The following is a 19729-nucleotide window of genomic DNA, read 5'->3' as shown; positions in this document are numbered from 1 at the left end:
TGCCACCGGGCTTTTTTTACGCTTTTTTCCCGCCGTACTGGTTAAACCACGCCAGCATCCGCTGCCAGCCATCTTTGGCTGATTCTGCATGATAGCTCGGACGATAATCGGCGTTAAACGCATGTCCGGCATCCGGGTACACCACAATCTCCGCCTTCGCATTGGCCGCGCGGAGCGCATGGCGCATGGTCTCTACCGAATCCAGCGAAATACCGGTGTCCTGACCGCCGTACAGCCCTAACACCGGGGCATTTAACTCAGTGGCGATATCCACGGGATGTTTCGGTGAATTCAGCGTCTTTTCACCCACCAGTTTACCGTACCAGGCGACAGCGGCTTTGAGCTGCGGGTTATGTGCGGCATACAGCCAGCTAATGCGACCGCCCCAGCAGAAACCGGTGACCAGCAGACGGTGTGGATCGCCCCCGTTGCGCGCCGCCCAGCTGGCAACGTGGTCGAGATCGGCCAGCACCTGTGCGTCAGGAACCTTGCTGACCAGGTTGCTGAGCAGCGTGGGAATATCGCTGTAGTCGTTCGGATCGCCCTGACGGAAGTAGAGCTCTGGAGCAACGGCCAGATACCCTTCCAGCGCCAGCCGGCGGCAGAGGTCGCGAATGTGTTCGTGAACGCCAAAAATCTCCTGAATCACAATCACGATGGGCAGCGGGCCGTCTGCCGATTTTGGCCGTGCGTGATAAGCTGGCATATTCTCCCCCTGCGAGGGAATGGAGGTCTCACCCGCCGTAATTTCCGCTTCTGGCGTCGACACGATGGTTGAAGCATGTGGGGCCGCAGCAGGTGCAAAACCGGTTTTTTCAGTCATGGCATTCTCCGTACCAATGAGTTAGCGCAAAGGTAAATATAGACACCAGGTTAACAACTCACAGTGCCTTAAACGGTCTATCTTTTGTGCAGCACATGACGATATAACTTGTTAATGTGATGTAAATCACTTTTTTATGGAAATTTAATGCAATCATTTTCATTCATGGTGAGTTGCGTCACGAAATTATCCTTACTGCTTCTGTAAAGTACCGTTTTACTTCTTCTGACTAACCGACCCACAGAGGAGTCACCTATGTCTAAGTCTGATGTTTTTCATCTCGGCCTCACCAAAAACGATTTACAAGGGGCTACGCTCGCAATCGTCCCTGGCGACCCTGAGCGTGTGGAAAAGATCGCCGCGCTGATGGATAAGCCGGTCAAGCTGGCAGCCCATCGCGAATTCACCACCTGGCGTGCAGAGCTGGATGGTAAAGCCGTGATCGTGTGTTCTACCGGTATCGGTGGACCGTCTACTTCAATTGCTGTTGAAGAACTGGCGCAGCTGGGCATTCGTACTTTCCTGCGTATCGGTACCACCGGCGCTATTCAGCCGCACATCAACGTGGGCGACGTGCTGGTCACGACCGCGTCCGTACGTCTGGACGGAGCAAGCCTGCACTTTGCGCCGATGGAATTCCCGGCAGTAGCAGACTTTGAATGTACTACTGCGCTGGTTGAAGCCGCGAAATCCGTGGGCGCGACTACCCACGTGGGCGTAACCGCCTCTTCCGATACCTTCTACCCGGGCCAGGAGCGTTACGACACCTTCTCCGGCCGCGTCGTTAGCCGTTTCAAAGGCTCAATGGAAGAGTGGCAGTCCATGGGCGTGATGAACTACGAAATGGAATCTGCAACGCTGCTGACCATGTGCGCAAGCCAGGGTCTGCGTGCCGGTATGGTGGCGGGCGTTATCGTCAACCGTACCCAGCAGGAAATCCCGAACGCCGAAACCATGAAGCAGACTGAAAGTCATGCGGTGAAAATCGTGGTTGAAGCCGCGCGTCGCCTGATCTAGTCCTCTCCTTTCGAAATCAAAGGCCGACACGTTCGGCCTTTGATTTTTTGCGTAGCGCCTCGCAGGAAAACCCTTTCAAACTGGACGTTTATACAGCACAATCCTATTTTGTGCGGGTAATACGTTGATGCAGGGGGCATTGTGGATATCTCAGTCCTGGTATATGCGGTGATTGCGCTGGCGGGTGTGGCAATAGGCTGGCTCATTTCCAGCTATCAGCATGCGCAGCAGAAGGCCGATCAATTGGCAGAGCGCGAAGAGATAGTCGCCGATTTAAGCGCGGCAAAGCAGCAGCTTGCGCTGAGCGAACACTGGCGTGATGAGTGTGAGCTGCTCAACAACGAGCTGCGTAATCTGCGCGATATCAACACCTCGCTGGAGGCCGATCTCCGCGAAGTGACCACCCGCCTTGAATCCACGCAACTGCATGCGGAAGACAAAATCCGCCAGATGATCAACAGCGAGCAGCGCCTCAGCGAACAGTTTGAGAACCTCGCCAACCGTATTTTCGAGCACAGCAACCGTCGCGTTGACGAACAGAACCGCCAGAGTCTGAACAGCCTGCTGACGCCGCTGCGCGAACAGCTGGACGGTTTTCGCCGCCAGGTGCAGGACAGCTTTGGTCAGGAAGCCCGCGAGCGCCACACGCTGGCGCATGAGATTCGCAATCTTCAGCAACTGAATGCGCAAATGGCGCAGGAAGCGGTCAACCTGACCCGTGCCCTTAAAGGTGATAACAAAACCCAGGGCAATTGGGGAGAAGTGGTACTGACCCGCGTACTGGAAGCCTCTGGCCTGCGGGAAGGCTATGAATACGAAACGCAGGTGAGTATCGAAAACGATGCCCGCTCGCGTATGCAGCCGGATGTAATAGTGCGGCTGCCGCAGGGTAAAGATGTGGTGATTGACGCCAAAATGACGCTGGTGGCGTATGAGCGCTACTTTAATGCGGAAGATGACTATACGCGTGAGTCTGCCCTGCAGGAGCACATTGCCTCGGTGCGTAACCACATTCGCCTGCTCGGCAGAAAAGATTATCAGCAACTGCCAGGCCTGCGCTCGCTGGACTATGTTCTGATGTTTATCCCGGTTGAGCCCGCGTTTCTGCTGGCACTCGACAGACAGCCTGAGCTGATCACCGAAGCGCTCAAAAACAACATTATGCTGGTCAGCCCTACCACGCTGCTGGTGGCCTTGCGCACTATTGCCAACCTCTGGCGCTATGAGCACCAGAGCCGCAACGCGCAGCAGATTGCCGAACGCGCCAGCAAGCTGTACGACAAAATGCGCCTCTTCGTGGACGACATGTCTTCGGTCGGGCAGAGCCTGGACCGTGCGCAGGATAACTACCGTCAGGCGATGAAAAAACTCGCCTCCGGCCGTGGCAATCTTCTGGTGCAGGCAGAAGCATTCCGCAGCCTGGGAGTAGAGGTTAAACGCGAGATTAATCCGGAATTGGTCGAACAGGCCATCGCCCAGGACGAAGAGTTTCGCCTGCGTGAAGGTGCGGACGAACAAAAGACAAACAGTGAAGACAACACCTTAGCGGCGGATTTATCACCCGAAGAGCCTCCCGCGCGTTTCTTTCGCGGTGGTTGAAACGTAGGGCAATTGCGCCCAATCTGTTACACTTCACGAACATTTTACTGATAAGCAGGCTCTGAGATGGTTGACGATTCACAAGACACAACGCACTTTGGCTTTCAGACTGTCGCCAAAGCGCAGAAAGCTGACATGGTGGCCCACGTATTTCATTCCGTGGCGGCGAAGTACGATGTGATGAATGACCTGATGTCGTTCGGTATTCATCGCTTGTGGAAGCGCTTCACCATTGACTGTAGCGGCGTGCGTCGTGGACAAACTGTGCTGGATTTAGCCGGCGGTACGGGCGATTTAACCGCGAAATTCTCCCGTCTGGTGGGCGAAACCGGTCGCGTTGTTCTCGCAGATATCAATGACTCCATGCTGAAAATGGGACGCGAAAAGCTGCGTAACATCGGCGTGGTGGGAAATGTGGAATATGTGCAGGCAAACGCTGAAGCGCTGCCGTTCCCGGACAACACCTTCGACTGCATCACTATCTCCTTCGGTCTGCGTAACGTTACCGATAAAGAAAAAGCGCTGCGTTCCATGTATCGCGTGCTGAAGCCGGGTGGACGCCTGCTGGTGCTCGAGTTCTCTAAACCCATTATTGAGCCGCTGAGCAAAGCTTACGACGCCTATTCCTTCCACGTGCTGCCGCGCATCGGCGAGCTGGTGGCCAACGACGCGGAAAGCTATCGCTATCTGGCGGAGTCTATCCGTATGCACCCGGATCAGGACACATTAAAAGCCATGATGCAGGACGCGGAATTTGAGAACGTTGAATATTTCAACCTGACGGCGGGTGTCGTCGCGCTGCATCGCGGTTACAAATTCTGAGTGGAGGTGTCCCGTGCCCTTTAAACCCTTAGTCTCCGCAGGCATCGAGAATGTACTGAACGCTTTTCTGTATCGCGCTCCGGCGCTGAAAGCCGCACGTCAGCGGCTGAACGGGAAGGTATTACGTATTGTTTTAAAAGAGTTCTCGACGCCGCTTGTGCTGGTCTTCAGCGAACGCCAGCTTGACGTTCTGGGGGAGTGGGAAGGTGAAGCCGACTGCTCGGTCATCACTCACATCAGCGTGCTGCCAAAACTGCGCGATCGCCAGCAATTAACGGCGCTTATCCGCAGCGGTGAGCTGGAAGTGGAAGGCGATATCCAGGTCGTGCAGAACTTCGTTGCGCTCACCGATCTGGCTGAGTTTGACCCGGCAGAACTGCTCGCACCCTTTATCGGCGACATTGCCGCCGAGGGCATCGGGAAAGTCCTTCATGGCGGCGCATCCTTTGCGCGCAAAAGCTTTCAACGTCAGCAACGCTATGCGGCGGAAGTGCTGACGGAGGAGTGGCGAATGGCGCCCGGATCGCTGGAAGTTGCGTGGTTTGCGGAAGAAACCGCTGCTGTTGAACGTGCGGTTGATGCGTTAACCAAACGGCTGGAAAAACTGGAGGGCAAATGACGCCTGGTGAAATTCGGCGCCTCTATTTCATTATTCGCACCTTTTTGAGCTACGGGCTCGACGAGCTTATCCCCAAAATGCGTATCACGCTGCCGCTTCGTATCTGGCGGCGGATGCTGTTCTGGATGCCCAATCGTCATAAAGGTCAGCCGCTGGGCGAGCGTCTGCGCCTGGCGCTACAGGAGCTGGGTCCGGTGTGGATTAAGTTCGGGCAGATGCTCTCGACCCGTCGCGATCTCTTCCCGCCTCTGATTGCTGATGAGCTCGCGATGCTGCAGGATCGCGTCGCACCGTTTGACGGCGCGCGCGCGAAAAAGCAAATTGAAGAGGCGATGGGAAATATTCCCGTCGAGACCTGGTTTGACGATTTCGACATTCAGCCACTGGCGTCGGCCTCTATTGCGCAGGTGCACACCGCGCGTCTGAAAGAAAACGGCAAAGAAGTCGTTATTAAAGTCATTCGTCCGGACATCCTGCCCGTCATCAAAGCAGACATGAAGCTGATTTATCGTCTGGCGCGCTGGGTGCCGCGTCTGCTGCCGGACGGGCGCCGTCTGCGTCCGATGGAAGTGGTGCGGGAATATGAAAAAACGCTGATTGACGAGCTTAACCTCCTGCGCGAGTCGGCAAACGCCATTCAGCTGCGTCGCAACTTTGAAAACAGCCCGATGCTTTATGTACCTGAAGTCTATTCTGACTACTGCAGCCAGAACATGATGGTAATGGAGCGCATCTACGGTATTCCCGTCTCCGATGTGGTGGCCCTGGAAAAACAGGGAACGAACATGAAGCTGTTGGCCGAACGTGGCGTACAGGTCTTCTTTACCCAGGTATTCCGCGACAGCTTCTTCCACGCGGACATGCACCCGGGCAATATCTTCGTGAGCTACGAGCACCCTGAAGATCCGAAGTATATTGGTATCGACTGCGGGATTGTGGGGTCGCTGAATAAAGAAGATAAACGCTATCTGGCTGAGAACTTCATCGCTTTCTTCAACCGCGACTACCGTAAGGTGGCCGAGCTGCACGTCGATTCCGGCTGGGTGCCGCCGGACACCAACGTCGAAGAATTCGAGTTTGCGATCCGAACCGTTTGCGAACCGATTTTTGAAAAACCGCTGGCGGAAATCTCCTTCGGGCACGTGCTGTTAAACCTGTTCAACACCGCTCGCCGCTTTAATATGGAAGTCCAGCCGCAGCTAGTTTTACTTCAGAAAACATTACTTTACGTTGAGGGTGTAGGCCGACAGCTCTATCCTCAGTTAGACTTGTGGAAGACCGCGAAACCTTTCCTTGAATCCTGGATTAAGGATCAGGTTGGCATTCCGGCGCTGGTGCGCTCGCTGAAGGAGAAAGGCCCGTTCTGGATAGAGAAAATGCCTGAAATTCCTGAACTGGTTTATGACAGTTTGCGTCAGAGCAAAAACCTTCAGCACAGTATGGATAAAATCGCCCGCGAGCTTCAGTCCAGCCGCGTTCGTCAGGGTCAGTCACGCTATCTCTTTGGGATTGGCGCAACGCTGCTGCTGAGCGGTACGCTGCTGCTGATCAACCGTCCGGACTGGCAGATGATGCCCGCCTGGCTGATGGCAGGCGGGGCCGTGGTCTGGCTGGCCGGCTGGCGAAAAACGCGCTGAGTTCATCGCCTTCGACGGGTCGCATACGTATAATGCGACCTGACTAATTAATCATCTATCCCTGAGGAACATGTATGGGTGGTATCAGTATCTGGCAATTGTTGATCATTGCCGTCATCGTCGTGCTGCTGTTTGGCACCAAAAAGCTCGGTTCTATTGGTTCCGATCTGGGCGCGTCTATCAAAGGCTTCAAGAAAGCGATGAGCGATGATGAGAGTAAGCAGGATAAAACCAGCCAGGACGCTGACTTTACTGCTAAATCCATCTCCGACAAGCAAGAAGAAGCCAAAAAGGAAGACGCTAAAAGCCACGATAAAGAGCAGGTGTAAGCCGTGTTCGACATTGGTTTTAGTGAGCTGCTGCTGGTCTTTGTGATTGGTCTGATCGTGTTGGGGCCGCAGCGTCTGCCGGTGGCAGTGAAAACTGTTGCGGGCTGGGTGCGTGCGCTGAGATCGCTGGCATCGACCGTTCAGAATGAGCTGGCGCAGGAGCTTAAGCTGCAGGAATTTCAGGAAAGCCTGAAAAAGGTTGAGAAGGCGAGCATGGATAACCTGACGCCGGAACTGAAAGCCTCAATGGATGAACTGCGTGAAGCGGCGGAATCCATGAAGCGCTCCTACAGCGTTAACGATCCTGAAAAAGCGAGCGATGAAGCGAACACCATCCATAACCCGGTGGTGAAGGGCAGCGAGGAGCAGCGTGAGGGCGTAACGCCAGCCAGCGCTGAACATCAGGCTGCTGCGCCGGAACAGACGCCGCAGGAAACTGAAGTGAAAAAACAGGCGCAGCCGGAAGACCCCGCGATAAAAGTGGCAGAGGCGAAGCCCGCCGCACCTGTTTCCGAATCATCCCCCTCGTCGAGTGATAAAGCGTAAACATGGCTGTAGATGATACTCAACCGCTCATTACGCACCTCATTGAGCTGCGTAAGCGCCTGTTAAACTGCATTATTGCGGTTCTCGTTATTTTTCTATGCCTGGTCTATTTCGCCAACGATATCTACCAGGTTGTCTCTGCACCGTTGATCAAGCAGATGCCGCTGGGCGCAACGATGATTGCGACGGACGTGGCCTCTCCGTTCTTTACCCCCATCAAGCTTACCTTTTGGGTATCGCTGATTGCCTCTGCGCCGGTCATTCTGTATCAGGTCTGGGCATTTGTGGCGCCGGCCTTGTACAAGCATGAACGCAAGCTGGTGATCCCGCTGCTGGTCTCCAGCTCCCTGCTGTTCTATATCGGCATGGCGTTTGCCTATTTTGTTGTCTTCCCGCTGGCCTTCGGCTTCCTCACGCACACCGCGCCGGAAGGGGTTCAGGTGTCGACGGATATCGCCAGCTACCTCAGTTTTGTCATGGCGCTGTTTATGGCGTTCGGCGTGGCATTTGAAGTGCCGGTGGCCATTGTGCTGCTTTGCTGGGTAGGGGTAACCACGCCGGATGACCTGCGTAAGAAGCGTCCGTATATCCTGGTAGGCGCATTTGTGGTCGGTATGCTGCTGACGCCGCCAGATGTGTTCTCGCAAACGCTGCTGGCCATACCGATGTACTGCCTGTTTGAAGTCGGCGTATTCTTCTCGCGTTTCTACGTGGGTAAAGGACGTCGAACGGATGATGAAGACGATACGTCCGACAAGACTACTGAAGAGTAAAACCAGCCGCCCGTCAGGGCGGTTGTTATATGGGGATTAGCATGTTTGATATCGGACTCAACCTGACCAGCCCGCAGTTTGCGAAAGATCGCGATGAGGTGGTTGCGCGTGCGTTTGCGGCTGGGGTGAAAGGACTGCTGCTGACGGGGACCAACCTGCATGAAAGCGAGCAGGCGCAGCAGCTGGCGCAACGCTACGATCGCTGTTGGTCTACCGCTGGCGTGCATCCTCATGACAGCAGCCAGTGGACCCCGGACAGTAGCGAAACCCTGCACAGGCTGGCGAAGATGCCAGACGTTGTGGCTATCGGTGAATGCGGTCTCGATTTCAACCGTAACTTTTCTACGCCTGAAGAGCAGGAAAAGGCGTTCACTGCCCAGCTTGCACTGGCGGCAGAGCTTGAAATGCCCGTATTTATGCACTGCCGCGACGCGCATGAGCGTTTCCTGGCGCTGCTGGATCCGTGGCTGAATAAACTGCCCGGCGCGGTGCTGCACTGCTTCACCGGTTCTCGCCAGGAGGCGCTGGATTGCCTGAAGCGAGGGCTTTATCTGGGCATTACCGGCTGGGTTTGCGATGAGCGCCGCGGGCTTGAGCTTCGGGAACTGTTACCCGCGATCCCGGCTGACCGGCTGCTTTTTGAAACCGATGCGCCTTATCTGCTGCCGCGCGATATGAAACCCAAACCGGCATCGCGGCGAAATGAGCCCGCCTGGCTGGGGCACATTGTTGAGAGCGTAGCGAAGTGGCGCGGAGAGGATCCGCACTGGCTTTCCGCGCAGACGGATGACAACGTGCGTAATTTGTTCGGGATAGGTTTTTAAACTTTGCGGAAGTCGGTGTTTTTAACGCTCTGAAGCACCTGCTTGTTCAGCAGATTGAGCAACAGCATGGAGCGGGCTTCACCGTCCGGCTCGGCAAAAATTGCCTGCAGGCCTTCAAAAGCGCCTTCCGTAATGACAACGCAATCGCCCGTGTAAGGCGTTTCCGGGTCGGTGATCCCTTCAGGCTGTTGGTAAACTGACAGCTGGTGAATAACCGTCGACGGAACCGTTGCCGGATGGGCACCAAAACGAACAAAGTGGCTGACGCCGCGCGTGGCGCTGATGGTGGTGGTGTGGATCACCTCCGGGTCGAACTCCACGAACAGGTAGTTCGGGAATAACGGCTCACTCACGGTTGTGCGCTTCCCGCGCTGCATCTTTTCAAGCGTGATCACGGGCGTCAGGCAATTCACAGACTGACGTTCAAGATGTTCCTGCGCGCGCTGAAGTTGCCCGCGTTTGCAATACAGTAAATACCAGGCCTGCATAATCACTCTTTCCCTTAGTTCGGGGCGCAAGCATATCAAAACCCTGGCGGGATCGCTAAGTTGATTATAATGGGGGAAAACGCAACAGAACGCATAAGTTCACGCTTGTTTAACAAAATTACAGCATCAAGCAGTCTTACGCCGTATAATGAAGCGCTTACAGAGAGGCCATGATTAACTGCATGAAATACCACGATCTCCGCGACTTCCTGACGCTGCTGGAAAAGCAGGGTGAACTCAAACGCATTACACTTCCTGTTGATCCTTATCTGGAGATGACAGAAATAGCTGACCGCACCCTGCGTGCCGGTGGCCCCGCATTACTGTTTGAAAATCCGAAAGGTTACTCAATGCCGGTGCTGTGCAACCTGTTTGGGACACCGCGTCGTGTCGCACTGGGGATGGGGCAGGAGGACGTCACGGCGCTGCGCGAAGTGGGTAAACTGCTGGCGTTTCTGAAAGAGCCGGAGCCACCGAAAGGCTTCCGCGATCTGTTCGACAAACTGCCGCAGTTTAAGCAGGTGCTGAACATGCCTACCAAACGCCTGCGCGGCGCGCCGTGCCAGCAGAAAGTGCTGGAAGGCGATGCGGTTGATTTGACTAAAATCCCTATTATGCAGTGCTGGCCTGAAGATGCCGCTCCGCTGATCACCTGGGGGCTCACCGTGACGCGCGGCCCGCACAAAGAGCGCCAGAATCTGGGTATTTACCGCCAGCAGTTGATTGGCAAGAATAAGCTCATCATGCGCTGGCTGTCGCATCGCGGCGGCGCGCTGGATTTCCAGGAGTGGTGCGCTGCGCATCCTGGTGAACGTTTCCCGGTTTCAGTTGCGCTAGGTGCCGATCCGGCCACCATTCTCGGGGCGGTAACGCCCGTACCCGATACGCTCTCTGAATATGCGTTTGCAGGCCTGCTGCGCGGGACCAAAACGGAAGTCGTGAAGTGTATCTCTAACGATCTTGAAGTTCCGGCCAGTGCCGAAATTGTGCTGGAAGGTTACATTGAGCAGGGTGAACTGGCACCGGAAGGTCCCTACGGTGACCACACCGGCTATTACAACGAAGTGGATAACTTCCCGGTGTTTACCGTGACGCACATTACGCAGCGTGAAGATGCGATTTATCACTCCACGTATACCGGACGTCCACCGGACGAACCCGCGGTACTGGGCGTGGCGCTGAATGAAGTGTTTGTGCCGATCCTGCAAAAACAGTTCCCGGAAATCGTAGATTTCTATCTGCCGCCTGAAGGATGCTCGTATCGCATGGCGGTGGTCACGATGAAGAAACAGTATCCTGGCCACGCTAAACGCGTAATGATGGGCGTATGGTCTTTCCTGCGCCAGTTTATGTATACCAAATTTGTTATTGTCTGCGATGATGACGTTAACGCCCGCGACTGGAATGACGTCATTTGGGCCATTACCACCCGAATGGACCCGGCGCGTGATACGGTGTTAGTCGAAAACACGCCGATAGATTACCTGGATTTTGCCTCGCCGGTTTCCGGCCTTGGCTCAAAAATGGGACTGGATGCCACAAATAAATGGCCCGGCGAAACCGACCGTGAATGGGGTCGCCCGATCAAAAAAGATCCTGCCGTGACCGCGCGAATTGACGCGATCTGGGACGAACTGGCCATAATGAGTAACGGTAAGCCTGAATCTGACCGTTAAGCCCTATAGACTTCCCGACAGAGAGAGCGAATGACAACCTTAAGCTGTAAAGTGACCTCGGTAGATGCCATCACCGACACCGTATATCGCGTCCGTTTAGTGCCAGAAGCGCCATTCTCTTTCCGCGCTGGTCAGTACTTAATGGTTGTGATGGATGAGCGTGATAAGCGTCCTTTCTCTATGGCCTCAACGCCAGCGGAGCAGGATTTTATTGAGCTTCATATTGGTGCGTCAGAGCTTAACCTGTATGCGATGGCGGTGATGGATCGGATCCTGAAGGAACGCGAAATCGTGGTGGATATTCCACACGGTGAGGCGTGGCTACGCGATGACGAAGACCGTCCACTGATCCTGATCGCTGGCGGCACTGGCTTCTCGTATGTGCGCTCTATTCTTTTGACCGCCCTGGCGCGTAATCCGGACCGTGATATCACCATTTACTGGGGTGGCCGCGAAGAGAAACATCTGTATGACCTCTCTGAGCTGGAAGCGCTGAGCGTAACCCATCCTAACCTGCGCATTGAGCCGGTGGTTGAGCAGCCGGAAGAGGGCTGGCGTGGGCGTAGCGGAACGGTGCTGACGGCGGTACTGCAGGATCATGGCACGCTGGCAGGGCACGACATCTATATCGCTGGCCGTTTTGAGATGGCGAAAATTGCCCGCGACCTGTTCTGTAACGAACGTGACGCGCGTGAAGACCGTCTGTTCGGCGATGCGTTTGCCTTCATTTAAATAAAAAACCCGCCCCTGACAGGCGGGAAGAACGGCAACTAAACTCTTTCTCAACGCCCGTGAAGCCAATGGCGGTGAGATACCTCTCGTAGGCCGGGAAAGCGCAGCGCCTCCCGGCAAAAGCCCGATGGCGCGATGCTTATCGGGCCTACGTTATAGCCTTACACTCTCTCAAACACTGTCGCGATACCCTGACCCAGCCCGATACACATCGTTGCCAGACCAAACTGGGCATCTTTGCGTTCCATCAGGTTAATCAGCGTGGTGCTGATACGCGCCCCGGAGCAGCCCAGCGGGTGACCGAGGGCGATCGCTCCGCCGTTGAGGTTAATCTTCTCGTCGATCTGCTCCATCAGCCCCAGATCTTTAATGCACGGCAGGATCTGCGCGGCGAACGCTTCGTTCATCTCAAACAGGTCGATGTCGCTGGCGGTTAATCCCGCTTTTTTCAGCGCCAGCTTCGACGCCGGAACCGGGCCGTAGCCCATGATCGAAGGGTCGCAGCCCACGACCGCCATCGAACGCACGCGGGCGCGAGGCGTTAACCCCAGCTCGCGAGCGCGGCTTTCGCTCATCACCAGCATCGCGGCGGCACCGTCGGACAGCGCCGACGAGGTACCTGCCGTGACCGTCCCGGTGACCGGATCAAACGCAGGGCGCAGGGTGGAAAGCGCTTCTACGGTGGTTTCCGGGCGGATCACTTCGTCGTAGCTGAACTGCTTCAGAACGCCGTCAGCATCGTGGCCGCCGGTAGGGATGATCTCGTTTTTAAAGGCGCCGGACTGCGTTGCAGCCCATGCGCGAGCGTGAGAGCGGGCGGCGAAGGTATCCTGCATTTCACGGCTAATGCCATGGAGGCGGGAGAGCATCTCAGCGGTGAGGCCCATCATCCCTGCCGCTTTCGCCACGTTACGGCTCATGCCCGGGTGGAAATCAACCCCGTGGCTCATCGGCACGTGGCCCATGTGCTCCACGCCGCCGACCAGGCAGGCCTGCGCATCGCCGGTCATGATCATGCGCGCCGCATCGTGCAGCGCCTGCATGGATGAACCACACAGACGGTTAACGGTAACGGCCGGAACCGAATGCGGGATCTCCGCGAGCAGCGACGCGTTACGGGCAATGTTGAAGCCCTGCTCCAGGGTCTGCTGCACGCAACCCCAGTAAATATCGTCGAGCGCAGCAGGATCCAGCGCCGGATTACGCGCCAGCAGGCTACGCATCAGATGCGCGGAGAGATCTTCCGCACGCACGTTACGGAATGCACCGCCTTTTGAACGGCCCATCGGGGTGCGAATCGCATCAACAATGACAACCTTTTCCATTGTGACTCCTTAAGCCGTTTTCAGCTCGCCAACCGGACGGGCTGGCTCAACTGCTGGATAGTAGGGTTCGTTATGGCGCGCTTTGTTGCGCAGCCCTTCCGGCACCTCATAAAGCGGGCCGAGGTGCTGATACTGCTGAGCCATATCGAGATAGCGGGCGCTGCCGAGGGTGTCCAGCCAGCGGAACGCGCCGCCGTGGAACGGAGGGAAGCCCAGGCCGTACACCAGCGCCATGTCGGCTTCTGCCGGGCTGGCGATGATGCCTTCTTCGAGGCAACGCACCACTTCGTTGATCATCGGGATCATCATGCGGGCAATGATTTCATCGTCGGTGAAGTCGCGCTTCGGCTGACTGAAGTCGGCCAGCAGGCCATCCACCACGGCATCTTCTTCTTTCTTCGGTTTGCCTTTGCTGTCTTCTTTATAGCGCCAGAAGCCCAGGCCGTTTTTCTGACCGAAGCGGTTGGCGTCGAACAGGGCGTCAATCGCGTCGCGATAATCTTTCTGCATGCGCTGCGGGAAGCCCGCCGCCATAACAGCCTGAGCGTGGTGGGCGGTATCAATGCCGACCACATCCAGCAGATACGCCGGACCCATCGGCCAGCCGAACTGTTTTTCCATCACTTTGTCGATTTTGCGGAAGTCCGCGCCGTCGCGCAGCAGCTGGCTGAAACCGGCGAAGTAAGGGAACAGGACGCGGTTGACGAAGAAGCCCGGGCAGTCGTTCACCACGATCGGCGTTTTACCCATCTTGCTCGCCCACGCCACCACTTTAGCAATGGTTTCGTCAGAGGTTTTTTCCCCGCGGATCACCTCGACCAGCGGCATACGGTGTACCGGGTTGAAGAAGTGCATCCCGCAGAAGTTTTCCGGACGCTTCAGCACGCTCGCCAGTTCGCTGATTGGAATGGTCGAGGTGTTAGACGCCAGCACCGTGCCAGGACGCACCTTGTCTTCCGTTTCCGCCAGCACCGCTTTTTTGACTTTCGGGTTTTCAACTACGGCTTCAACGACTACGTCCACGCGGTCGAAACCGGTGTATTCCAGCGTTGGCTGGATCGTTGAGATCACTCCGGAGAGCTTAAGTCCGTCAATTTTGCCGCGTTCCAGCTGTTTATTCAGCAGCTTGGCCGCTTCGGTCATGCCCAGCGTCAGGGATTTCTCGCTGATGTCTTTCATCACTACCGGCACGCCTTTCCAGGCCGACTGGTAGGCGATGCCGCCACCCATAATGCCGGCGCCGAGTACCGCCGCGTGTTTTGGCGTCTCAACGTTTTTGGTCAGCTGTTTGGCTTTTCCTTTCACGAACTGATCGTTGAGGAAGATACCGACCAGCGCGCGAGCTTCATTGGTGTGCGCCAGCGGAACAAAGCTCTGGTTTTCAAGCTTCAGCGCGTCGTCGCGACCAAGGCGGGCGGCTGCTTCGATGGTTTTTACCGCGGTGATGGGCGCAGGATAGTGTTTACCTGCCGTCTGCATCACCATGCCTTTGGCGATGGTGAAGCTCATGGTGGCTTCAATCTTGCTGAGTTTTAACGGTTCCAGCTTCGGCTGGCGTTTCGCTTTCCAGTCGAGATCGCCGTTAATCGCCTGACGTAAAATGGCGACAGCGCCTTCAACAAGCTTCTCTGGTTTAACGACGCCGTCGACCAGGCCGATTTTCTGCGCCTGTTCTGCACCGACGTCTTTACCTGCGGCAATGATCTCAAGTGCGCTGTCGGCACCCAGCATGCGCGGCATACGCACGGAGCCGCCAAAGCCCGGCATGATACCCAGCTTCGTTTCCGGCAGGCCAATGCGCAGGTCCGGCGTCGCCAGACGGTAATCCGTGGCTAACACGCATTCGCAGCCACCGCCCAGCGCGTAGCCGTTAACGGCGGAAATGGTCGGGACGGGCAGATCTTCCAGACGGTTAAAGACGCTGTTCGCAAAGTGCAGCCACTGGCTCAGCTGTTCTTCAGGCACCAGGAAGAGCGAGAGGAATTCGGTGATATCGGCACCGACAATAAAGGCCGCTTTGTTCGAGCGCAGCAGCAGCCCTTTTAATTCAGGTTGTTTTTCAAGTATATCCAGCGCCTGGCCAAGACTGGCCACCGTCGCGGTATCAAGCTTGTTCACTGAGCCGGGGGCATCGAACACCAGTTCGGCAATGCCATCTTCCAGCCAGTTGAGGTACAGGGTGTCGCCTTTGTAAAGCATGTCAGTCTCCTGAATCCATCAAGTGGATCTGGTCATACCAGATGAGTCGGAGTGTGGGATTTATGTTAATAAAATGCAAATTACTCATTAAGAAATTGCTGCATTGATCACGGTCGGTGGAAATCACGCAGCAGGAGTGAGGTGTGCTAAGATGCGATGACTTGAGGTCAAAAAAACGAAAGGAAGAATGATGGACTCACTGGCTTCGCTTTATAAAAATCATATCGTTACCCTACAGGAACGTACCCGCGATGTACTGGCCCGCTTTAAGCTGGATGCGCTGTTGATCCACTCTGGCGAGCTGATGAATACCTTTCTCGACGATCACGCTTACCCGTTTAAGGTGAACCCGCAGTTTAAAGCCTGGGTGCCGGTGACTCAGGTTCCAAATTGCTGGCTGCTGGTCGATGGCGTGAATAAGCCGAAACTGTGGTTCTACCTGCCGGTTGATTACTGGCACAACGTTGAGCCGCTGCCGACCTCTTTCTGGACGGAAGAAGTGGATGTCATTGCGTTGCCAAAAGCCGACGGCATTGGCAGCCAGCTGCCAGCCGCGCGCGGCAACATCGCCTATATTGGCCCTGTTCCGGAGCGTGCGCTGGGCCTCGATATTCCGGCAGACAAACTGAACCCGAAAGGGGTGCTGGATTACCTGCACTATTACCGCGCGTATAAAACCGACTACGAACTTTACTGCATGCGTGAAGCGCAAAAAACGGCGGTGAATGGCCACCGCGCCGCGCACGAAGCGTTCCAGTCGGGTATGAGCGAGTTCGACATCAACCTGGCTTACCTGACCGCGACAGGCCATCGCGATACCGACGTGCCGTACAGCAATATTGTTGCGCTAAACGAGCATGCTTCCGTCCTGCATTACACCAAACTCGATCACCATGTACCGTCTGAGATGCGCAGCTTCCTGCTTGACGCAGGTGCCGAGTACAACGGTTACGCGGCAGACCTTACCCGTACCTGGGCGGCGAATGCGGATACCGATTTCGCGCAGCTTATTAAAGACGTGAACGATGAACAGCTGGCGCTTATTGGCACCATGAAAGCGGGCACCAGCTATGTGGATTACCACATCCAGTTCCATCAGCGCATCGCGAAGCTGCTGCGTAAGCATCAGATTGTGAAAGACATGAGCGAAGAGGCGATGGTCGAGAACGATCTGACCGGGCCATTCATGCCGCACGGTATTGGTCACCCGCTGGGCCTGCAGGTTCACGACGTTGCGGGCTTTATGCAGGATGATACCGGTACGCATCTGGCGGCACCGTCTAAATATCCTTACCTGCGCTGCACCCGTATTCTTGAGCCGCGTATGGTGCTAACGATTGAACCGGGGATCTACTTTATCGAATCCCTGCTGGCGCCGTGGCGTGAAGGTCAGTTCAGCAAGCACTTCAACTGGGAAAAAATTGACGCGCTTAAGCCGTTTGGCGGGATTCGCATCGAAGATAACGTTGTGGTGCACGAAAACGGTATCGAGAACATGACGCGAGACCAGAAGCTGGCCTGATGGAAAGCTGGCTGATACCGGCTGAACCGGTCACCTTTGTTGAGGAAATCAAGAAAAGCCGCTTTATTACGCTGCTGGCGCATACCGATGGCGTAGAGGCGGCAAAGGCGTTTGTCGAGTCCGTCCGGGCTGAGCATCCTGACGCACGCCACCACTGCGTGGCGTGGGTGGCTGGGCCGCCGGACGATTCGCAGCAATTGGGGTTTTCCGACGACGGTGAACCGGCAGGAACGGCCGGTAAACCCATGCTCTCCCAGCTGATGGGCAGCGGTGTGGGTGAAATTACCGCCGTGGTGGTGCGCTACTACGGCGGCATTTTATTAGGTACGGGTGGGCTGGTTAAAGCGTATGGCGGAGGGGTTCAGCAGGCGTTGAATATACTCATAACGACCCGCAAAACGCCGCTCACCGAATATACTTTACTGTGTGATTACTCCCAGTTATCCGGCATCGAAACGTTGCTGAAGCAGTTTAACGGCGTCATCGCACACAGTGAATATCAGGCAATGGTGCAATTACGCGTGGCGCTTCCTCAGGCGGAACTGGCTGCTTTTTCAGCAAAACTGGCTGATTTTAGTCGTGGTTCGTTGCAATTGCTGCCGATTGAAGAATAATCCCCACCTCACTTTTGAATACCAAAGGAAGCGGCAGAGATGCATTTTCGTGCCATAACCCGAATCGTTGGACTGCTGGTCATACTCTTTTCCGGGACGATGATTCTCCCTGGACTGGTGGCGCTTATCTACCGGGATGGCGCGGGGCGGGCATTTACCCAGACCTTCTTTGTCGCGCTGGCGATTGGCTCGCTGCTGTGGTGGCCAAACCGTCGTCAGAAAGGTGAGCTGAAATCTCGCGAGGGCTTTCTGATTGTGGTCCTGTTCTGGACGGTACTGGGAAGTGTCGGTTCGCTGCCCTTTATCTTCTCTGAACAGCCTAACCTGAGCATCACGGATGCCTTTTTTGAATCGTTCTCGGGTTTAACGACGACCGGGGCGACGACGCTGGTGGGCCTGGATTCGCTACCGCACGCGATTCTCTTTTATCGCCAGATGCTGCAGTGGTTCGGTGGTATGGGGATCATCGTCCTGGCCGTGGCCATCCTGCCTATTCTGGGCGTCGGTGGTATGCAGCTCTATCGCGCCGAAATGCCCGGACCGCTGAAAGACAACAAAATGCGGCCTCGCATTGCCGAGACGGCGAAAACCCTGTGGCTGATTTATGTCTTGCTGACGGTCGCCTGTGCGCTGGCGCTGTGGTTCGCCGGGATGCCTGCTTTTGATGCTATAGGGCACAGCTTTGCGACGATTGCCATCGGCGGGTTCTCCACCCACGATGCCAGCGTGGGCTACTTCGACAGCCCAACGATCAATACCATCATTGCGATTTTCCTGCTGATCTCCGGCTGTAACTATGGTCTGCACTTCTCTTTACTGAGCGGGCGCAGCCTGAAGGTGTACTGGCGCGATCCGGAGTTCCGCATGTTTATTGGTGTCCAGCTTACGCTGGTCATCATCTGTACCCTGGTGCTGTGGTTCCACGACGTTTATAACTCGGCGCTGACGACCCTAAACCAGGCGTTCTTCCAGGTGGTATCGATGGCGACGACCGCCGGGTTTACCACGGACAGCATTGCGCGCTGGCCGCTGTTCTTGCCGGTGCTCCTGCTGTGTTCCGCGTTTATCGGCGGCTGTGCGGGCTCCACGGGCGGTGGCCTGAAGGTGATTCGTATTCTGCTGCTGTTCAAGCAGGGCAACCGTGAGCTAAAACGTCTGGTTCACCCGAACGCGGTCTACAGCATCAAACTGGGTAACCGCGCGCTGCCGGAACGTATCCTCGAAGCGGTGTGGGGGTTCTTCTCTGCGTATGCGCTGGTCTTTATCGTCAGTATGCTGGCGATTATCGCGACGGGGGTGGATGATTTCTCCGCCTTTGCGTCCGTCGTAGCAACATTGAACAACCTCGGGCCTGGTCTGGGGGTTGTGGCGGATAACTTTGCCAGCATGAACCCGGTCGCGAAATGGATCCTCATCGCCAATATGCTGTTTGGTCGTCTTGAGGTCTTTACGCTGCTGGTGCTGTTCACCCCTACATTCTGGCGCGAGTAAGGAGCCGTTGATGAAAACACTGATTCTTTTCTCTACCCGAGACGGGCAGACGCGTGAAATTGCCGCGTATCTGGCATCGGAATTAAAAGAGCTGGGTATTTACTCGGATGTGGTAAACCTGAATCGCGCAGAGCAGATTGCCTGGCAGGATTACGACCGCGTGGTGATTGGCGCGTCAATTCGTTACGGGCATTTCCATCCGGCGCTGGACCGCTTTGTGAAAAAGCACACGGCGGTGCTCAGCAAATTGCCCGGTGCGTTTTACTCGGTCAATCTGGTCGCGCGTAAAGCAGAGAAGCGTACGCCGCAGACCAACAGCTACACGCGCAAGTTTTTACTCAGCTCGCCGTGGCAGCCAGACCTGTGCGCCGTTTTTGCCGGCGCGCTGCGCTACCCTCGCTATCGCTGGTATGACCGCTTCATGATCCGCCTGATTATGAAGATGACGGGGGGCGAAACCGATACGCGTAAAGAAGTGGTTTATACCGACTGGTCGCAGGTGGCCAGTTTCGCTCGGGAAATCGCGCATTTAACGGGCAATTCGCGACTTAAATAAGCGTTAAGTTTGAAAAGTGAGCGAACGAAAAGTTTTTTGTATTTTGTGCTTGTCACTTAAGAATAACTCCCTATAATGCGCCTCCACTGACACGGAACAACGGCACACACGCCGCCGGGTCAGCAGAGAAAAGCGAA

Annotated in this window: 19 protein-coding genes; 15 read left to right on the top strand and 4 right to left on the bottom strand. The window is 55.8% G+C overall.

Annotated elements, in window-relative coordinates:
• Positions 1-16: 16 nt before the first annotated feature.
• Positions 17-823 (bottom strand): dienelactone hydrolase family protein, encoded by an 807-nt coding sequence (locus tag AC3WOK_RS22860; RefSeq protein WP_059311542.1) that lies wholly within the window; start codon positions 821-823, stop codon positions 17-19.
• A 255-nt stretch (positions 824-1078) separates the two neighbouring features.
• On the opposite strand from AC3WOK_RS22860, the gene udp reads away from it, so the two are divergent.
• The 9 genes from udp to tatD all read left to right on the top strand — a co-directional run bounded on the left by udp (position 1079) and on the right by tatD (position 8989).
• Positions 1079-1840 carry a uridine phosphorylase gene (gene udp / locus AC3WOK_RS22855; RefSeq protein ID WP_003860792.1) on the top strand — a complete coding sequence of 254 codons (762 nt, stop codon included), beginning with the start codon at positions 1079-1081 and terminating at the stop codon, positions 1838-1840.
• 141 nt (positions 1841-1981) lie between these two features.
• Entirely contained in the window at positions 1982-3439 is a 1458-nt protein-coding gene (gene rmuC / locus AC3WOK_RS22850) for a DNA recombination protein RmuC (protein ID WP_059311543.1), read from the top strand.
• A gap of 66 nt (positions 3440-3505) precedes the next feature.
• The gene (gene ubiE / locus AC3WOK_RS22845; protein WP_008501525.1) at positions 3506-4261 is read left to right on the top strand and encodes a bifunctional demethylmenaquinone methyltransferase/2-methoxy-6-polyprenyl-1,4-benzoquinol methylase UbiE; all 756 of its coding nucleotides are present in this window, start codon (positions 3506-3508) and stop codon (positions 4259-4261) included.
• A 13-nt stretch (positions 4262-4274) separates the two neighbouring features.
• Positions 4275-4880, top strand: a complete 606-nt coding sequence (gene ubiJ, locus AC3WOK_RS22840) for a ubiquinone biosynthesis protein UbiJ (protein WP_492355147.1) — start codon at positions 4275-4277, stop codon at positions 4878-4880.
• Entirely contained in the window at positions 4877-6517 is a 1641-nt protein-coding gene (gene ubiB / locus AC3WOK_RS22835) for a ubiquinone biosynthesis regulatory protein kinase UbiB (protein ID WP_447856487.1), read from the top strand. Before ubiJ ends, ubiB begins: the two co-directional genes overlap by 4 nt.
• Before the next feature lie 74 nt (positions 6518-6591).
• The gene (gene tatA, locus AC3WOK_RS22830; RefSeq protein WP_047345440.1) at positions 6592-6846 is read left to right on the top strand and encodes a Sec-independent protein translocase subunit TatA; all 255 of its coding nucleotides are present in this window, start codon (positions 6592-6594) and stop codon (positions 6844-6846) included.
• Positions 6847-6849: 3 nt separating this feature from the next.
• Complete coding sequence (gene tatB, locus AC3WOK_RS22825; protein ID WP_047345439.1) at positions 6850-7392, top strand: Sec-independent protein translocase protein TatB; 543 nt, start codon at positions 6850-6852, stop codon at positions 7390-7392.
• A 2-nt stretch (positions 7393-7394) separates the two neighbouring features.
• Positions 7395-8165, top strand: coding sequence for a Sec-independent protein translocase subunit TatC (gene tatC, locus AC3WOK_RS22820; RefSeq protein ID WP_047345438.1), 771 nt, complete (start codon positions 7395-7397; stop codon positions 8163-8165).
• A gap of 41 nt (positions 8166-8206) precedes the next feature.
• Positions 8207-8989, top strand: coding sequence for a 3'-5' ssDNA/RNA exonuclease TatD (gene tatD / locus AC3WOK_RS22815; protein WP_059311546.1), 783 nt, complete (start codon positions 8207-8209; stop codon positions 8987-8989).
• On the opposite strand, the gene rfaH is transcribed toward tatD, so the two are convergent.
• Complete coding sequence (gene rfaH / locus AC3WOK_RS22810) at positions 8986-9477, bottom strand: transcription/translation regulatory transformer protein RfaH (protein ID WP_059311547.1); 492 nt, start codon at positions 9475-9477, stop codon at positions 8986-8988. The two genes, tatD and rfaH, sit on opposite strands and share 4 nt — an antisense overlap.
• A gap of 170 nt (positions 9478-9647) precedes the next feature.
• Here rfaH and ubiD point away from each other — a divergent pair, with 170 nt between their 5' ends.
• Both ubiD and fre read left to right on the top strand, forming a co-directional pair.
• Positions 9648-11153, top strand: coding sequence for a 4-hydroxy-3-polyprenylbenzoate decarboxylase (gene ubiD, locus AC3WOK_RS22805; protein ID WP_047345435.1), 1506 nt, complete (start codon positions 9648-9650; stop codon positions 11151-11153).
• 30 nt (positions 11154-11183) lie between these two features.
• Positions 11184-11885 (top strand): NAD(P)H-flavin reductase, encoded by a 702-nt coding sequence (gene fre / locus AC3WOK_RS22800; RefSeq protein WP_059311548.1) that lies wholly within the window; start codon positions 11184-11186, stop codon positions 11883-11885.
• 161 nt (positions 11886-12046) lie between these two features.
• Here the strand turns inward: fre and fadA are convergent, their stop codons facing one another.
• Complete coding sequence (fadA, locus tag AC3WOK_RS22795) at positions 12047-13210, bottom strand: acetyl-CoA C-acyltransferase FadA (protein ID WP_059311549.1); 1164 nt, start codon at positions 13208-13210, stop codon at positions 12047-12049.
• Between the two features lie 9 nt (positions 13211-13219).
• Positions 13220-15409: a fatty acid oxidation complex subunit alpha FadB gene (gene fadB, locus AC3WOK_RS22790; RefSeq protein WP_059311550.1), complete on the bottom strand. Its 2190-nt coding sequence runs from the start codon at positions 15407-15409 to the stop codon at positions 13220-13222.
• Positions 15410-15599: 190 nt separating this feature from the next.
• Here fadB and pepQ point away from each other — a divergent pair, with 190 nt between their 5' ends.
• The 4 genes from pepQ to hemG are packed head-to-tail and all read left to right on the top strand — an operon-like array spanning position 15600 to position 19592.
• A complete protein-coding gene (gene pepQ / locus AC3WOK_RS22785) occupies positions 15600-16931 on the top strand; it encodes a Xaa-Pro dipeptidase (protein WP_047345432.1) in 1332 nt (443 codons plus the stop codon).
• On the top strand, positions 16931-17545 hold the full coding sequence (locus AC3WOK_RS22780) for an IMPACT family protein (RefSeq protein WP_059311551.1): 615 nt from the start codon (positions 16931-16933) through the stop codon (positions 17543-17545). The genes pepQ and AC3WOK_RS22780 overlap by 1 nt, the downstream gene beginning before the upstream one ends.
• Positions 17546-17584: 39 nt before the next feature.
• Positions 17585-19036, top strand: a complete 1452-nt coding sequence (gene trkH / locus AC3WOK_RS22775) for a Trk system potassium transporter TrkH (RefSeq protein ID WP_023309600.1) — start codon at positions 17585-17587, stop codon at positions 19034-19036.
• 10 nt (positions 19037-19046) lie between these two features.
• On the top strand, positions 19047-19592 hold the full coding sequence (hemG, locus tag AC3WOK_RS22770) for a menaquinone-dependent protoporphyrinogen IX dehydrogenase (RefSeq protein ID WP_047345430.1): 546 nt from the start codon (positions 19047-19049) through the stop codon (positions 19590-19592).
• Positions 19593-19729 lie beyond the last annotated feature (137 nt).

It is taken from the genome of Enterobacter sp. FW301-JW81 (assembly GCF_058788735.1).
Note: the sequence above shows the minus strand (reverse complement) of the source record. Positions and strands in the feature narration are given on the sequence as shown.

Bases quoted from the DNA above. Each gene is read 5' to 3' on its own strand.
- AC3WOK_RS22780 (WP_059311551.1), top strand. From the start codon at position 16,931: ATGGAAAGCTGGCTGATACCGGCTGAACCGGTCACCTTTGTTGAGGAA.
- hemG (WP_047345430.1), top strand. From the start codon at position 19,047: ATGAAAACACTGATTCTTTTCTCTACCCGAGACGGGCAGACGCGTGAA.
- trkH (WP_023309600.1), top strand. From the start codon at position 17,585: ATGCATTTTCGTGCCATAACCCGAATCGTTGGACTGCTGGTCATACTC.
- ubiE (WP_008501525.1), top strand. From the start codon at position 3,506: ATGGTTGACGATTCACAAGACACAACGCACTTTGGCTTTCAGACTGTC.
- udp (WP_003860792.1), top strand. From the start codon at position 1,079: ATGTCTAAGTCTGATGTTTTTCATCTCGGCCTCACCAAAAACGATTTA.
- rfaH (WP_059311547.1), bottom strand. From the start codon at position 9,477: ATGCAGGCCTGGTATTTACTGTATTGCAAACGCGGGCAACTTCAGCGC.
- ubiB (WP_447856487.1), top strand. From the start codon at position 4,877: ATGACGCCTGGTGAAATTCGGCGCCTCTATTTCATTATTCGCACCTTT.
- tatA (WP_047345440.1), top strand. From the start codon at position 6,592: ATGGGTGGTATCAGTATCTGGCAATTGTTGATCATTGCCGTCATCGTC.
- pepQ (WP_047345432.1), top strand. From the start codon at position 15,600: ATGGACTCACTGGCTTCGCTTTATAAAAATCATATCGTTACCCTACAG.
- fadA (WP_059311549.1), bottom strand. From the start codon at position 13,210: ATGGAAAAGGTTGTCATTGTTGATGCGATTCGCACCCCGATGGGCCGT.
- ubiD (WP_047345435.1), top strand. From the start codon at position 9,648: ATGATTAACTGCATGAAATACCACGATCTCCGCGACTTCCTGACGCTG.
- tatD (WP_059311546.1), top strand. From the start codon at position 8,207: ATGTTTGATATCGGACTCAACCTGACCAGCCCGCAGTTTGCGAAAGAT.
- tatC (WP_047345438.1), top strand. From the start codon at position 7,395: ATGGCTGTAGATGATACTCAACCGCTCATTACGCACCTCATTGAGCTG.
- fre (WP_059311548.1), top strand. From the start codon at position 11,184: ATGACAACCTTAAGCTGTAAAGTGACCTCGGTAGATGCCATCACCGAC.
- fadB (WP_059311550.1), bottom strand. From the start codon at position 15,409: ATGCTTTACAAAGGCGACACCCTGTACCTCAACTGGCTGGAAGATGGC.
- AC3WOK_RS22860 (WP_059311542.1), bottom strand. From the start codon at position 823: ATGACTGAAAAAACCGGTTTTGCACCTGCTGCGGCCCCACATGCTTCA.